The organism is Roseivivax halodurans JCM 10272 (genome assembly GCF_000521785.1).
Taxonomy (GTDB): domain Bacteria; phylum Pseudomonadota; class Alphaproteobacteria; order Rhodobacterales; family Rhodobacteraceae; genus Roseivivax; species Roseivivax halodurans.
The window spans coordinates 1-14,189 of sequence record NZ_JALZ01000028.1; the positions used below are offsets into that span (position 1 = coordinate 1).

Here is a 14,189-nt window from a genome sequence, read left to right on the forward strand (position 1 = left end):
TGGATGAAGATTGGGGGTCACAGAGTCCAAAAAAATCGGCGATCGAGATGTGGAAAACCTCGGTAGGCGGCGCCTGAAGTAGAATCGCCCGCGGTGACAGTAAAGATATGGGCTGGACATATGATGCGTCTCTCCATGGGAGCCGGATCACCTCGGAGCGGCATGGGTATGCCCACGGTGTGCGACCACATGTGCAACGTCTGTGCAAAATTTTCGCCTAAACCGCCTTTGACCATCGGAGCCAACTTCCGAAAGTGTGCGGCTTCAGTAGCTTATAGAAGATTTGGCTCCGGCGGTAGGGGCGGGTGCCAACCAGCAAACGCCTCAGTAATAAAAGGAAGATTTGCTTCGAGTCCGGACCGAATCCGGCGGTGTGTAATCAGATGTGCCGTACCCCGTGCACATCGTCAACAGATGAACATGTCGGTCGGAAGACTGTCGAAAGTTTGGGGATAGGCTACGGCTTTCAGACGTTCACATTCGCGAGGAGACGACAGCCGTGAGAATCCCGAGCATGGCTGGGCGCATGCGCGGAGCAGGCTCGTCTGGCAAGAACCGTGACCTATGAAGGGATCTTCCGTTCCAGGTCCCGACTGTCGTCGACTGCCATACGAGAGAAGCTTTCGTGGCGGCTGAGAGGACGAACCTCAGGTCCCATCAGGTCATCGAGGAGCTGGACCGGGTCGCTCGGCGGCGAGGCAAGCTTCGAAGCATCCGGGGTGATAACGTCCAATGTCGGGAAAGCATGGCTGCTTGGGTCAGCAGGTCATGCGGCCTCCGGGTTCCCGGACAAGCCGGCCGGAGAGGCGCTGGCGGGATCCTCGAAGCGCTGGATCAGTTGCGCCGCGATCCGGACGCTGCATCCTGAGATCTGCGGGAGCTGCTCGAGGAGACCAGAGGCGGCCTCTCGGCGTTGCTCGAGGCAGTGAGCGCCATGCCGACCCTGTGCCGGCTTGAAACGGCTTGTGGCCCACCGTGGCCGGATACGTTTGAGTGACTTCTGCGCTGGTGCTGAGCGCGCTTCACGGACATCGTCGCGAGACTTGACAGTGCGCTTGCAGCCTGAGGTGGGGCAGGGGCCGCATGTCGCCTCGCCCCTTAACGAAATTGCCCGTAGCAAATTTCCGTGCCATCACCGCAATAACGTTGGAGGAGGAGGCGGGCGGCCGGACGTTCATGACAGCCGCCTCATCAGGCACCGCCAATGCAGATTGAGACTCCGGCTTGGCCGTGGTCGACTACGCTGTAGCGGGGCGTGCCTGAGGCAGTTCAGCCGCGCTCGATCGGACAGGCGAAGGAGGCGGCGTGACGCAGAAATTCGGTGATCGTGACTGGCACCCGGAGATTCGGGCGTTGCGCTATTTCGTTGCCGTCGCCGAGGAGAAGAGCATCACAAAGGCCGCTGCCCGGCTGCGCATTGCCCAGCCAGCCGTCAGTCGTCAGATTGCAACGCTGGAAGAAGAACTGGGCACCGCTGTATTTCTACGGCTGCCGCGCGGGGTGGAACTGACCGAGGCAGGGGAGATTCTGCTCGATCGTTGCTACGACACCTTCTCGCTGCTGGCGCAGGGGTACCGCGAGATCACTGCGCATTCACTCGCACCCAAGGGAACCGTTGTTGTCGGGATGCCGCCGACGCCGGGTGAATTCATTCTGCCGCCGCTTTTGGCGCGGATTAAGACACGCTACCCAGATATCGAGCTGCACTCCGTAGAAGGGTTCAGCCGAGAACTGGAAAGAGCACTCCTGCGTGGCGATATCGCTCTGGCCGTCATGCATGACCCTCCCGAACGCAGTGACATCCTGCGCCGCGACTTACTGGTGGAGAACCTGAACCTCGTGGGCTCGCTCGGTAGTCTTTGTGCCGCGCAGTTTACGCTGGCGGAAGTGGCGCGGCTGCCTCTGGTGATGCCCTCGCGACCTAATTTTCTCCGTATCATCTTCGATCGCGCATGTGACGAGCGTGGACTGGAACCCCGCGTGGTGCAGCGAGTGGACGGCATGTGGCATCTCAAGGCTTTGGTTCGGGCGGGCCACGGCTTTACCGTACTCACTTACGGTGGGGTTCTGACCGAGATCACTGCCGGTACATTGGAATGCCGACCCATCGTGGCTCCGCAGATCGGCTGGCACCTGTGCATTGCAACCCGCGCCGAGCAGCGGCCTAAGGTGGCTGTAACGGTGGTCGAGGACGCGATCCATGACATCGTTACCGATCTCGTTGCGCGCGGCGTTTGGAAGTGAAGCTCCAGAATGTGCCATGCCGCATCGGCATGGATTAATAAAAAATAGATATTTGAAATATACCATGATACGCTGGAATGTTCCGCCGCATGTCCCCGCGAGTGGGACGGTGGAGGAGAACATGATGACCCGAACAACAACGTCGGCCCTGACGCTGGCCTTTGCCCTCATCGCAGGCACGGCTCATGCGGATACCCTAACCTACATCACCTACAAGCCACAGGGCGCGAACGACGCTCATTCGCGCAGCCTTCAGTGGTTTGTGGACAAATTTGCTGAGCGCACCGGCGGCAAACACACGATCGAAGTGTTCTGGGGCGGTTCTGTCGCCGCCGTGGGCGAAACCCCCGAGGCGCTGGCCAATGGTGTGGGGGATATGGGCGACATTGTGACGCCGTACTTTCCCGATCAGTTCCCGCTGAACAACGCGATCGGCTTCTTCATCCCGCAGCCGATGGACAGCCGCGAGGTCGGACAGGCGATGGTCGACTGGCATGCCGAGTACCCGGAATTCGTCGAGGAGCTGTCCAGCCAGAACCTGCACGCTGTTTCTTTCCGCCCCTTGGAGAACTACGGGCTACTCTGCAAGGATCCCGTGGAAAACATGGCGGATCTGGAGGGCAAGCGCGTACGCTCCTACGGCTTCGCCTATCCCGCCCTGATCGAGGCGATGGGGGCCACGCCGGTGTCGATCACCACCTCGGACACCTACGAGGCGCTGGAGCGGTCGATCGTCGACTGCGCACCGATCGGCCCAGTGTTGGCGCGCGGGTTCAAGTATGACGAGGTCGCGAAGTACTATATCGAAATGCCGTTCGGCGCGTCCTTCGGGCACATCCTGACAATGAATCTCGACAGCTATAAGGCGCTCGACGACGACACGCGCGCGGTCCTCGACCAGTTGGGTGAGGATTACATGGTCGAGTATGCCTCCATGCTGGAGGCGGAAGAGACCCGCGTACTCGAACTCTGGCAAGAAGAATTGGGAGTTAGCGTGCTTCCCTTCCCCGATGAGGAACTGACGGCACTCATCGACCACCAAGGCGTGCAGGCGGTGCGGGCGGAATGGGAAGATAAGGCTGAGGCCACCGGGCTGGAAATCGAGGGCATTCTCGCCAAGCTGCGCTTCTGATCCGTTGGCGGGCCGCAGGGAAGATCCGGGGCCCGCCTCCCCAACTCCTGTCAGGAGCAATGCAATGACCACCCTTTTCTTGGTCAGATCCGTCTATGGACGGTTCCTGACCCTTTGCGGCTGGGTCGCCGGTGTCGCGACCTTTGCCATGATGTGCCTCGTCACGGTGAATGTCGTCACCCGCTACGCGTTCAATCGCCCTATCGCGGGCACGCTGGAGCTGACGGAAGGGGCGCTTCCCTTGATCATCTTCTTGTCGCTGGCGCTGACGCAGTTTCATGGCGGGCATATCCGCGTGACCCTGCTGACGGATCGTCTGCCGCAGGGCTTGGCGCGGGGCCTGTCGGTTCTGGCGATGCTGGCTGGCGCGGTGCTGTTCGCGTGGGCCGCCTGGGCGGGTTGGCTGTCGGCAGAGAAGTCGTTTGCCATCGGCGAGATGAAGCGCGGGTCCATCCGTTACCCCATTTGGCCGATAAAGTACGCAGTCAGCTTCGGCATGGCGTTGCTCACACTGCAATTCCTGCTGGATGCGCTCTGTACCGCGGTCGGCATGACCCCGGCCAGTCCTGACCCGGAGGAGGTCGAATGAGCAACCTTGTCATTGGCATGATCGGCACCGCTTGCCTGTTTGTGGGGATCCTTATGGGGATCAACGTCATGGTAGTGCTGGGCCTGGTCGGCGCCTTCGGTCTGGCTGCCCTCGTGGGGATGAACGCGGCGACGGCGCTCTTGTCCACGGTGTTCTTCGAGACCACTCATTCCTTTCATTTCTCGGTCATCCCGCTTTTCCTACTTATGGGTTTTTTCGCCATGCGGGCCGGGCTGGGCGAGGATCTGTTCGAGGCGACGAGCCGCTGGATGGGTAACTTGCGTGGCGGCCTGGCGATTTCGACTACCATGGGTGCCGCGGCTTTCGGCGCAGCCTCGGGCTCATCGGTGGGAACGGCCACGGTGTTCACCAAGCTGGCGCTGCCGCAGATGCTGGACCGCGGGTACGACAAAAGTCTTGCCTCGGCATCTATCGCTATCGCGGGCACTCTGGCGGTAATGATCCCGCCCTCTGCGCTGGTGGTGGTTTATGGCATCCTGACAGACAGCTCTATCGGCGCGCTACTGATCGCGGGCTTCATTCCCGGCATCATCTTTGCCTTGTTGCTCTGCGTCGCGATCTGGCTGACCGTGCTGCGCCACCCGGAGCGGGCGCCGCTGGACGCCACGTACTACACCTTGCGCGAAAAGCTGGCTTCACTACGGCTGGCGGGGCCATTGGTGCTGATAATCCTATGCATCGTTTCAGGGCTCTACATCGGTATCTTCACCCCGACCGAGGCGGGCGCGGTTGGAGCTGCTCTGACCCTGCTTCTTGCGGTGATCCGGCACCGGGGGATTGCAAAGGTGCAGATCGGCGCCACGCTGATCGAAACCATACGTACTTCGGCGATGATTTTCGGTATCCTGATCTCGGCGCTGCTGTTCTCCAAGTTTCTTGCGCTGTCGGGTATGGCCAACGCAGTTGGTGACTTTCTTACCGGGCTCGACGTGGAGCCCTGGGTGATAGTGGTGCTGGTGTCGGTCATCTACCTGGTGCTTGGGATGATGATGGACGCGCCCGCACTGCTGGCCATAACGCTGCCCATAACCCACCCGGTGATGATGAGCCTTGGCTTCGACCCGGTCTGGTTCGGCATCTTCGTGGTGTTGCTTGTGGAAATCGGCGCGGTCACGCCGCCGGTGGGCATCAACTGCTTCGTCGTGCAGGCAGCCTCGGAAGGCAGGGTGCGCCTGGAGGATGTGTTCAAGGGGCTACTCCCCTTCATTATGGCAGGGTTTGCCATGTTGGTTCTGCTGTACCTCTTCCCGCAGATCGTGCTGTTCCTGCCGTCGAGGATGTAGGAATGCCGCATTTTTACGAACGATGGCAGGATCCGGCAACGCAGCTGATCCTGCGCACCACCACCACCTCGCCTTTCGGGCGCAAAGTGCGGATCGCGGCTAAGGTGTTGGGGCTGGACGCGCAGCTGCGCCTCAGCCCCGCCGACACCCGCGATCCCGACGATCCGTTGCGCAGGCAGAACCCGCTCGGCAAGATGCCCTGCCTGCTGATTGATGGGGAGGCATTCTACGACAGCGGAGTGATCCTCGATCTACTCGATCTGCTGGCCGGCGGCGGGCGGCTGCTGCCTCCCCCCTCAGACTCGCTGCCCAGGTTGCGCGCCCTGACCCGTGCCCGGCTGGCCGACGGCATCACCGAGGCCGCGCTGCTCATGATCTACGAGCACCGGTTCCGCGCGCCAGAGCAGGTGTCGGAGATCTGGCTGGAGCATCTGCGCGGGAAGGTGCTGCGCGGCCTGGACGCGTTCGAACAGGTCCCGCCCGATCCAGCCCGCGCCTGCCTCGTTAGCATCGGATTGGCATGTGCGCTTGGCTATCTGGACTGGCGCAGGCCGGTCGACTGGCGGTGCACAAATCCCGCGCTGGCGGACTGGCTTGCCAGGTTCGCCGCGGCGGTTCCCGCCTTCTCCGCTACAGAAAGTGACCCCGTATGAGACATTCTTCCCAGCGGCTTGCCGCCCCCAATCCCGCCACCTACACCCCCCGTCAGCAGGCGATCCACGACGAGATCGCCAGCGGTCCCCGCGGCGGCGTGCGCGGGCCTCTGGCGGTGTGGCTGCACCGCCCCGATCTTGCCGCCCACGCGCAGGACCTTGGGCGCTATTGCCGCTATGACAGCAGCTTGGACCAGCGGCTGTCGGAACTGGCGATCCTCGTGACCGGACGCGTGTTTGGCTCGGAGTATGAATGGCAGATCCATAAGGGGCACGCGTTGAAGGCCGGGTTGGACGAGGGGCTGATCGAAGAGATCCGCTGCAATCGGCGCCCCGAATTCACCGATCCAGAGCTCGAGGTCGTCCACGACGTCGCCCGCGCCGCGCACGAGGCGCGTAACGTCGACGACGCGCTCTATGCCCGTGCGGTCCAGGTTCTGGGCGAGGCGCGCATGGTCGATCTTGTGGGGCTTCTGGGTTATTACACGCTGATTTCTCTGACCATCAACGTTTTCAAGATCCCTCCTTTGGGCGACGGCGCCTCGGAGCTTGCCGATGGCTGAACGCGAACTCACCTGGCATCAGAGCCCCCACACCACGACCGTCGCCCTGCCCAGGGGGGCCGCCGACTGCCATTGCCACGTCTTCGGCCCCGCGGCGGTGTTCCCGTTCGCACCAGAAAGCAAGTTCAAGCCTGCCGACGCCCCCTGCGAGGCGTTGTTCGCCCTGCATGACCAGATGGGGATCGACCGCTGCGTGATCGTGCAGTCAGGATGTCACGGCTTCGACAACCGCGTCGTGGCCGATGCCATGGCGCGCCGTCCGGGCCGCTACCTGGGCATCGCCTTGGCGCCCCCGGACGTGCGGGAGGCCACGATCCGCGACCTCGACGCCCAGGGGTTTCGCGGCGTGCGCTTCAATTACATGAGCCATCTTGCACCGGGCGCCTCGCCCGACGAGTTGCGCGCCCTGGCCCCGCGCCTGGCTGCGCAGGGCTGGCATCTTCAGGTTCACATGGAAGACGCGCTGATCGCGGAACTCGCTCCGGTCCTGGCGGCGCTGCCCGTCACGGTGGTGATCGACCACATCGGCCGCATAGACGCCTCGCGCGGGCGCGACCAGCCGGAATTCGAGGCGCTGATGCGGTTGCTGGAGCATGACCACGTCTGGTGCAAGGTGTCGGGGAGCGAGCGTGCCTCGCGGCAGGATGCCCCCTACGCCGATGCCACGCCATTCGCGCGCGAGATTGTGGAAACCTATCCCGACCGCGTGGTCTGGGGCACGGATTGGCCACATCCAAATTTCCGCAGCGATCCCCCAGACGATGGCGACCTGTTCGACCTTCTGCCGCAGATCGCACCGACCGACGCGCTTCTGGCGGCGCTGCTGGTTGACAACCCCCCAAAGCTTTACGGATTCAAGGAGATCGCATGATGTCGGATCGTCTCAAGGGAAAGGTCGCGATCGTGACGGGCGCGGGATGTGTCGGCCCGGGCTGGGGCAACGGGCGCGCGACCTGCGTGCGGTTCGCCGAAGAGGGCGCGAAGATATTCGCCGTCGATATGCGCGCCGACACGATGGAAGAGACGCTGACCCGCGTGCGCGATGCGGGAGGTGAGATAGAGCCGTATCTCTGCGACGTCACCAACCGCGCCGCCGTCGAGGCGATGGTCGCGGCCTGCATCGACCGGTTCGGCACGATCGACATCCTCGTCAACAACGTGGGCGGCTCGACCAAGGGCGGCCCGACCAACCTGGACGAGGAGGGCTGGGACCGCCAGATGGACTTCAATCTGAAGAGCGTCTATCTGACCTGCCGGTCCGTCCTGCCGCACATGGAGGCCAAGGGCGGCGGCGCGATCGTCAACACCTCGTCCACCTCCGGCACGCGCTATACCGGAGCCGCCCAGGTGGCCTATGCCTCGGCCAAGGCGGCGATCATCCAGTTCTCTAAGGTAACGGCGGTCGAATTCGCACCCAAGGGGGTGCGGGTCAACACCGTAGTGCCGGGGCAACTGCACACCCCGATGGTGGAAACCCGGCTTGCCGGCCAGCGCATGGGCGGCGACGTGGATGCGCTGTTGCAGTCCCGGATCAAGCGAATCCCGCTGGGCTGGATGGGTGACGGGCGCGACACGGCCAATGCCGCGCTGTTTCTCTGCTCGGACGAGGCGCGTTTCATCACCGCGACTGAGATCGTGGTGGACGGCGGCATGAGCGCGCGATGCGACTGAGACAATCACGGATGGCATCATGAAGCCAGCATTCGCAGGTCTGCGCGTCATCGATACCACGCATGTCCTCGCCGGCCCGTTCGCCAGCTATCAGCTCGGCCTGCTGGGGGCCGAGGTGATCAAGGTCGAGAACCCCTCCGATCCCGACCAGGCGCGCTTTCAGGGGACGGACCAGGACCTCGTGAGAGCCGGCATGGGCACGTCATTCCTCGCCCAGGGAGCAGGAAAGCGATGCTTGGCGCTGGACCTGAAGACGCCGGCCGGGCGCGACGCGATGGTGAGGCTGGCCGCCTCGGCAGACGTGTTCGTCGAAAACTATCGACCCGGGGCGTTCGAGGAGATCGGCCTTGGCTATGACAGGCTGTCCGCAGCCAATCCGCGTCTGATTTACTGCTCGGTCTCGGCCTTCGGGGCGAGTGGCCCCAGGCGGGAGGAAACCGGGTATGACAATGTCATACAGGCATTCTCCGGAATCATGGACCTGACCGGGTTCGGGGATGGTCGTGCCTTGAAGTGCGGTGCGCCGGTAATAGATTACGCGACCGGGCTGACGGCGGCCTTCGCCATTTCGGGGGCGCTGTTCCAGCGCGAGCGAGAGGGGCAGGGGCAGCACATCGACGTGTCGATGCTGGACGTGGCGATGACCCTCATGACGTCGCACTGCACAGATTTCCTGCAAAGCGGCACGCATCCGCGCCCGAACGGCAACGAGTTCGGCTTTGCCACGCTCGGCATGTATCGCGCCGCCGATGCCGACCTGATGATTGCGGCGTCGAACCTGCGTCAGGAACGGCGCCTGTGGACCGCGCTTGGGCGCGAAGACCGGGCGAAGCCGGACAACTTCGCCCGGATCGAGGCGTATGCCGAAGACCGTGCCATTCTGGCCGGGATCATCGGCGCCAGGCCGGCCGCCCATTGGGAGGACTTTCTGCGCAAGAACCGGGTGCCCGCGTCGCGCGTCCGGCGGATGGAAGAGGCTCTGTACGACGATCAGCTCCGCGACAGGGAGCAGAACCTTACGCTGAGCGATCCTTCTGGGCGGCTGGATGGCCTGCAGGTTGTCGGTCCGGCCTTCCGAATGTCTGGCCGCCGCGCAGAACCGCCCCTGCCGCCGCAGCCCGTCGGCGCGCAGAACGCCGAAATTTTGCGAGACCTCGGCCTGAGCGATGCCGAAGTCGAGGCACTATGTGTGGCGGGCGTCGTCAGGACAACAGCGAACGCGGAACCCTGACGCTTTGTCAGGCAGGGCTTAGCGAAGCTCGCTGCCCGGGCCAGAGCCGGACGATGTAAGCCAATTAAAAAGTGGAGCTTGATTGCCATGCCGGACGCCTTCATTTGTGACTACATCCGAACGCCCATCGGGCGATATGGCGGCGCGCTTTCCTCGGTCAGAGCCGATGACCTGGGGTCGGTGCCTATCCGCGCCCTTATTGAGCGCAACCCGCTGGAGTGGTGCAGTCTGGATGAGGTTTTCTTCGGCTGCGCCAACCAGGCGGGGGAGGACAACCGAAATGTCGGGAGGATGTCGGCGCTTTTGGCGGGCCTGCCGGACAGCGTTCCGGGGACGACGATAAACCGGCTGTGTGGGTCAGGCATGGATGCCGTGATGACCGCGGCAAGGGCAATCCGCGCCGGCGAGATCGGGCTCGCGATCGCAGGCGGCGTTGAGTCGATGTCCCGCGCGCCCTTCGTCATGCCCAAAGCCGGCGCCGCATTCTCGCGCGCGGCCGACATACACGACACGACCATTGGCTGGCGGTTCGTCAACCCGCAGATGAAGGCGCAATACGGTGTGGATTCCATGCCGGAAACCGCCGAGAACGTGGCTGAGGATTTCGACATCTCTCGGGAGGACCAGGACGCCTTCGCCCTGCGGTCGCAACAAAAGGCGGCTGCGGCTATGCGCAATGGACGTCTGGCGCGCGAGATCACGCCGGTTGCGATCCCGCAGCGCAAGGGCGGCGACCGGATCGTCGACACCGACGAACACCCGCGTGCCGGTACGAACCTCGAGGCGCTGGCCGCACTGAAGGCCCCATTCCGGCAAGGCGGGTCGGTGACGGCGGGCAATGCATCGGGCGTCAATGACGGGGCTGCCGCGCTAATCGTCGCCTCTGAGGCAGCGGCCACCCAGCAGGGGCTTACTCCCATCGCCCGCATTCTTGGCGGGGCCACCGCCGGGGTAGCGCCCCGCATCATGGGCTTCGGCCCCGCTCCCGCATCGCAAAAGCTGATGGACCGGCTTGGCTTGTCGGTGGATGATTTTGCGGTCATCGAGCTGAATGAGGCCTTTGCCTCGCAAGGGCTGGCGACGCTGCGGGCGCTGCGAATCGATGACGATGACCCGCGCGTAAACCGCAATGGCGGCGCCATCGCGCTTGGTCACCCGTTGGGTATGTCCGGTGCAAGGATCACCGGCACTGCGATGCTCGACCTCGAGCCGGGAGAGAAAAGTCTGTCGACCATGTGCATCGGGGTCGGACAGGGCATTGCCGTTGCCCTTGAATGTGTTTGACTTTCTTCGGCTTGAAGACTGACCGGAAGTTATGCAATCAACACGTTTGGTCACTTTCCGGTACGGCTCCTTTGGCTCGATAACGAGGTCCAAGCGCAGGGGACGCCTCTGCATATTGGCAAGGAGGAGCGAAGCCAGTGACATTCGGACTTACACCCGAGCAGACCGAATTGGCCCGCGCCGTGCGTCGCTTCGCTGAAGGCGAACTGGCCGCGGGTGCGCTGGACCGTGCCCATTCACGCGAATATCCATGGGCCTTGGCGGCGCAGTTGTCCGACATGGGGATGTTGGGCATCACGATCCCCGAAGCGGATGGCGGCGTCGGCGGAACCTTGATGGATGCCGTCATAACGATCCAAGAACTTGCCATGGTTTGCCCCAAAAGCGCGGACGTGGTGCAGGCCGGCAATTTCGGACCGATCCGCACTTTCGCCGAGTTCGCGTCCCCTGCACAGAAGAAACGCTGGTTGCCGGACCTGCTTGCTGGCAAGAAACTGATCGCGCTGGGCATGAGCGAGCCCGATGCAGGTTCCGCCGTCACAGAACTGAAATCCACTGCGCGCGAGGACGGCGATGGCTATCTTGTCAACGGCTCCAAGGTGTTTTCCACCCATAGCCCGCATGCCGACCTGTTCCTGATCTACGTGCGGTTCGGGCCTGGCATAAACGGCATAGGGTCCGTTCTGGTGGAACGCGGAACGCCCGGCTTCACGGTGGGTAACCCGGCGCCCTTCATGAGCGGCGAGGAATGGTGTCCGCTTTACTTCGAGGACTGCCGCATTCCGGCCGAGAACCTCTTGCTGGGTGAAGGCGGGTTCAAGAAGCAGATCTCGGGCTTCAACGTCGAACGGATCGGCAATGCGTCACGGGCGCTGGCGCTTGGGCGTCACGCCTACGAGGTCGCCCGGCGCCACACGATGGAGCGGACACAATTCGGGCGGCCGCTGTGTGAATTCCAGGGCTTGCAGTGGAAGTTCTCGGAAATGATCGTGAAGCTCGAAAGCGCACAGATGCTGCTGTACCGTGCGGCGCGGGACGGTGACGAGAACGGCTTGCCGTCGGCATTCAACACCGCCGCGGCCAAACTGGCGTGCAACGAGGCTGGGTTCGATGTGGCCAACGCCGCAATGCAGGCGATGGGCGCCTACGGCTATTCCAGCGAGAGCCTCGTGGAGTACTGCGTCAAGCGCACGCGAGGCTGGCAGATCGCGGGTGGATCGATCGAAATGCTTAAGAACCGTATTGCCGAACACGTGTTCGAGCGCCGATTCAGCCAGCGGCCGTGCTGATGACCGGGCGCACATGGCAAGAGGCCCTTCTCAGCCCGGCCAGCATTGCGCTTGTGGGCGTGTCGGACGATGAAGGAAAAACCTCGGGTCGTCCGCTGCGGTTCCTTCGGGCAGCAGGCTATGGCGGCAGAGTCTATGCCATCAATCCGACACGCGAGACGGTGCAGGGTGAACGCGCCTTAGCGTCTCTCTCGGACGTGCCGGAGGTGCCGGATCATGTCTTCATCCTAACCAGCGCGCAGCGCGCGTTGGACGCTTTGGAAGAGTGCGAGACGCTCGGCGTTCCGGTGGCGACGATCCTCGCCTCGGGTTTTGCCGAGGTGGGGCAGGCAGGCGAGGCCAACGCCGCACGCCTCCAAATGCTGGTGTCGCGAGGCAAGCTCCGGGTAATGGGGCCGTCCTCGATCGGTCTCGCTAATCTGCACAACGGCACGACGCTGACGGCCAATGCGGCCTTTGCGGAGACTGACTTGCCCAAAGGCGGATTGTTCGTGGCCTCTCACAGTGGCAGCCTGATCGGGGCGCTGATGTCGCGCGGCAAGCGCAAAGGACTCGGCTTCGCCGGTCTGGTCTCGGTCGGGGGCGAAGCCGACCTAACCATCGGCGATGTCTGCTCGGCAGCGCTCGATGATCCCGCCGTGACCGGATTTCTACTGTTTCTCGAACACATGCGTCATGCGGACAAGCTGCGTGCCTTTGCGGAAGAAGCCGCCCGGCGCGGCAAGCCCGTCGCCGTGTTCAAGCTGGGTCGGTCCGACGAGGCGGCCGAGTTGGCGCAGTCCCATACCGGCTCCCTTGCCGGCGCGGATGAGGTTGCGGATGTCTTCTTGAGGGCCTGCGGCATCGCGCGTGTGGCCTCATTCGAAGGGCTGCTCGAGGTCACACCGCTGCTGGCCCGAGTCCCCGCTGCTCAAAAACCGCGACGCGGGCGGGTCGGGATCATTACGACCACGGGCGGCGGTGCCGCCATGGCGGTCGATCATCTGGCCGGGCTGGGGGTCGAGATCGTGGCGCCAAGCGCCGAAACGCGCGCGCGGCTGGCGGAAAACGGAATCGAAGCCGGACACAACCGCATCCTCGATCTGACCCTTGCGGGAACACGCTACGATGTCATGCGCGGCGCGATCGAGGTTCTGCGCGAGTCGCCCGAGTTCGACATGGTTCTGGTCTGTGTAGGCTCGTCCGCGCGGTTCAATCCGGATCTCGCGGTGCAGCCCGCGCTCGATCTGATCGACGCGCCGGGTCATCCCTTCGCGGTGTTCATCGTTCCAGATGCTCCGGATGCGACCCGACGTCTGGCCGGTGCCAGTGTGCCCGTGTTCGAGGATCCCGAAACCTGCGCCGACGCTGTGGCCGCGGCGCTGCAACGGAGGGTGCCGGCCCTTCCACCGCTTTCGCCGGCCAGTGCCGCCACTACCGGCCGATTCTTGGACGAGGCAGAGGCCTATGCGCGGATCCCGTCCGTGCCTGTGGCCGACTGGGTCGCGCTGGATGTGGGTGCACCGGTGTCGGACCTTCCGTTCGGCTACCCCGTGGTCGCAAAGGTGCTGGACCCCGCGATCCCCCACAAGAGCGATGCCGGCGGCGTCATTGTCGGTATCGATAGCCGCAAGGCGCTGGCAAAGGCAGTGGGACAGATCCGAACCAATGTCCAAGAGGCTCTGCCAGGTCACTTCGTATCCCGCGTGCTGGTCCAGCGCATGCAGAAGGCCATCGGCGAGGTGCTTATCGGCATCCGCCGGGACCCGCAGGTCGGTCCGATCGTGGTGCTGGCCGCTGGGGGCGTTTTTACGGAGATTTACCGCGACTCTGTCATGCGGTTAGCCCCCGTCGATCTCGATATCGCGCACGAGATGATCGGATCGCTGAAGTTGTCCCAGATCCTCGCCGGGGCGCGCGGGCGTCCGCTGGGCGATCTCGACGCACTGGCGGAGGCCCTCGTGGCGGTGTCGAGACTGGCCGAACAGAAGGACATCGTAGAGGCTGAAATCAATCCGCTCCTGGTGCTGCCCAAAGGGGACGGTGTCGTCGCAGTGGATGCGCTGATCCGCGTGAGCGGCAGGTGATGGTGGGCGAGGTTCATGTCGTCCATAACGGCGACATCGCCGTTACGGCCACATACAACCCCCCAGTAAACGCAGGGTCACGCGATATCCGCAGAGAACTTCTGGCCGCGATCGAAGCGACCGACGTCGATGACGCCCTCATTGGAGCGTTGCTGATGGGGGC

At 63.5% G+C, this 14,189-nt stretch carries 12 protein-coding genes; all 12 read left to right on the plus strand.

From position 1 onward, the window contains the following. Positions 1-1,305: 1,305 nt before the first annotated feature. Positions 1,306-2,244 carry a LysR family transcriptional regulator gene (locus OCH239_RS16880; protein WP_037265228.1) on the plus strand — a complete coding sequence of 313 codons (939 nt, stop codon included), beginning with the start codon at positions 1,306-1,308 and terminating at the stop codon, positions 2,242-2,244. Positions 2,245-2,368: 124 nt separating this feature from the next. Further along, positions 2,369-3,376 carry a C4-dicarboxylate TRAP transporter substrate-binding protein gene (locus OCH239_RS16885; RefSeq protein WP_037265229.1) on the plus strand — a complete coding sequence of 336 codons (1,008 nt, stop codon included), beginning with the start codon at positions 2,369-2,371 and terminating at the stop codon, positions 3,374-3,376. Between the two features lie 64 nt (positions 3,377-3,440). Next, positions 3,441-3,965, plus strand: a complete 525-nt coding sequence (locus OCH239_RS21785) for a TRAP transporter small permease (RefSeq protein ID WP_051489557.1) — start codon at positions 3,441-3,443, stop codon at positions 3,963-3,965. Beyond that, positions 3,962-5,269 carry a TRAP transporter large permease gene (locus OCH239_RS16895; protein WP_037265230.1) on the plus strand — a complete coding sequence of 436 codons (1,308 nt, stop codon included), beginning with the start codon at positions 3,962-3,964 and terminating at the stop codon, positions 5,267-5,269. The genes OCH239_RS21785 and OCH239_RS16895 overlap by 4 nt, the downstream gene beginning before the upstream one ends. 2 nt (positions 5,270-5,271) lie before the next feature. After that, complete coding sequence (locus OCH239_RS16900; RefSeq protein WP_211242011.1) at positions 5,272-5,922, plus strand: glutathione S-transferase family protein; 651 nt, start codon at positions 5,272-5,274, stop codon at positions 5,920-5,922. After that, the gene (locus OCH239_RS16905; RefSeq protein WP_037265232.1) at positions 5,919-6,485 is read left to right on the plus strand and encodes a carboxymuconolactone decarboxylase family protein; all 567 of its coding nucleotides are present in this window, start codon (positions 5,919-5,921) and stop codon (positions 6,483-6,485) included. The genes OCH239_RS16900 and OCH239_RS16905 overlap by 4 nt, the downstream gene beginning before the upstream one ends. Next, complete coding sequence (locus OCH239_RS16910) at positions 6,478-7,356, plus strand: amidohydrolase family protein (RefSeq protein WP_037265233.1); 879 nt, start codon at positions 6,478-6,480, stop codon at positions 7,354-7,356. The genes OCH239_RS16905 and OCH239_RS16910 overlap by 8 nt, the downstream gene beginning before the upstream one ends. Further along, positions 7,356-8,156 (plus strand): SDR family NAD(P)-dependent oxidoreductase, encoded by an 801-nt coding sequence (locus tag OCH239_RS16915; RefSeq protein WP_037265234.1) that lies wholly within the window; start codon positions 7,356-7,358, stop codon positions 8,154-8,156. Before OCH239_RS16910 ends, OCH239_RS16915 begins: the two co-directional genes overlap by 1 nt. 19 nt (positions 8,157-8,175) lie before the next feature. After that, positions 8,176-9,387 (plus strand): CaiB/BaiF CoA transferase family protein, encoded by a 1,212-nt coding sequence (locus tag OCH239_RS16920; RefSeq protein ID WP_037265236.1) that lies wholly within the window; start codon positions 8,176-8,178, stop codon positions 9,385-9,387. 87 nt (positions 9,388-9,474) lie between these two features. After that, a complete protein-coding gene (gene pcaF / locus OCH239_RS16925; protein ID WP_037265238.1) occupies positions 9,475-10,671 on the plus strand; it encodes a 3-oxoadipyl-CoA thiolase in 1,197 nt (398 codons plus the stop codon). A gap of 137 nt (positions 10,672-10,808) precedes the next feature. Then, a complete protein-coding gene (locus tag OCH239_RS16930; protein WP_037265240.1) occupies positions 10,809-11,960 on the plus strand; it encodes an acyl-CoA dehydrogenase family protein in 1,152 nt (383 codons plus the stop codon). Next, positions 11,960-14,026, plus strand: a complete 2,067-nt coding sequence (locus OCH239_RS16935) for an acetate--CoA ligase family protein (protein WP_037265242.1) — start codon at positions 11,960-11,962, stop codon at positions 14,024-14,026. Before OCH239_RS16930 ends, OCH239_RS16935 begins: the two co-directional genes overlap by 1 nt. Positions 14,027-14,189 lie beyond the last annotated feature (163 nt).

Excerpts from the sequence above, each read along its gene's own strand:
- OCH239_RS16885 (WP_037265229.1), top strand. The coding sequence starts at position 2,369 with ATGACCCGAACAACAACGTCGGCCCTGACGCTGGCCTTTGCCCTCATC.
- OCH239_RS16910 (WP_037265233.1), top strand. The coding sequence starts at position 6,478 with ATGGCTGAACGCGAACTCACCTGGCATCAGAGCCCCCACACCACGACC.
- OCH239_RS16915 (WP_037265234.1), top strand. The coding sequence starts at position 7,356 with ATGTCGGATCGTCTCAAGGGAAAGGTCGCGATCGTGACGGGCGCGGGA.
- OCH239_RS16905 (WP_037265232.1), top strand. The coding sequence starts at position 5,919 with ATGAGACATTCTTCCCAGCGGCTTGCCGCCCCCAATCCCGCCACCTAC.
- OCH239_RS16895 (WP_037265230.1), top strand. The coding sequence starts at position 3,962 with ATGAGCAACCTTGTCATTGGCATGATCGGCACCGCTTGCCTGTTTGTG.
- OCH239_RS16920 (WP_037265236.1), top strand. The coding sequence starts at position 8,176 with ATGAAGCCAGCATTCGCAGGTCTGCGCGTCATCGATACCACGCATGTC.
- OCH239_RS16935 (WP_037265242.1), top strand. The coding sequence starts at position 11,960 with ATGACCGGGCGCACATGGCAAGAGGCCCTTCTCAGCCCGGCCAGCATT.
- OCH239_RS16900 (WP_211242011.1), top strand. The coding sequence starts at position 5,272 with ATGCCGCATTTTTACGAACGATGGCAGGATCCGGCAACGCAGCTGATC.
- OCH239_RS21785 (WP_051489557.1), top strand. The coding sequence starts at position 3,441 with ATGACCACCCTTTTCTTGGTCAGATCCGTCTATGGACGGTTCCTGACC.
- pcaF (WP_037265238.1), top strand. The coding sequence starts at position 9,475 with ATGCCGGACGCCTTCATTTGTGACTACATCCGAACGCCCATCGGGCGA.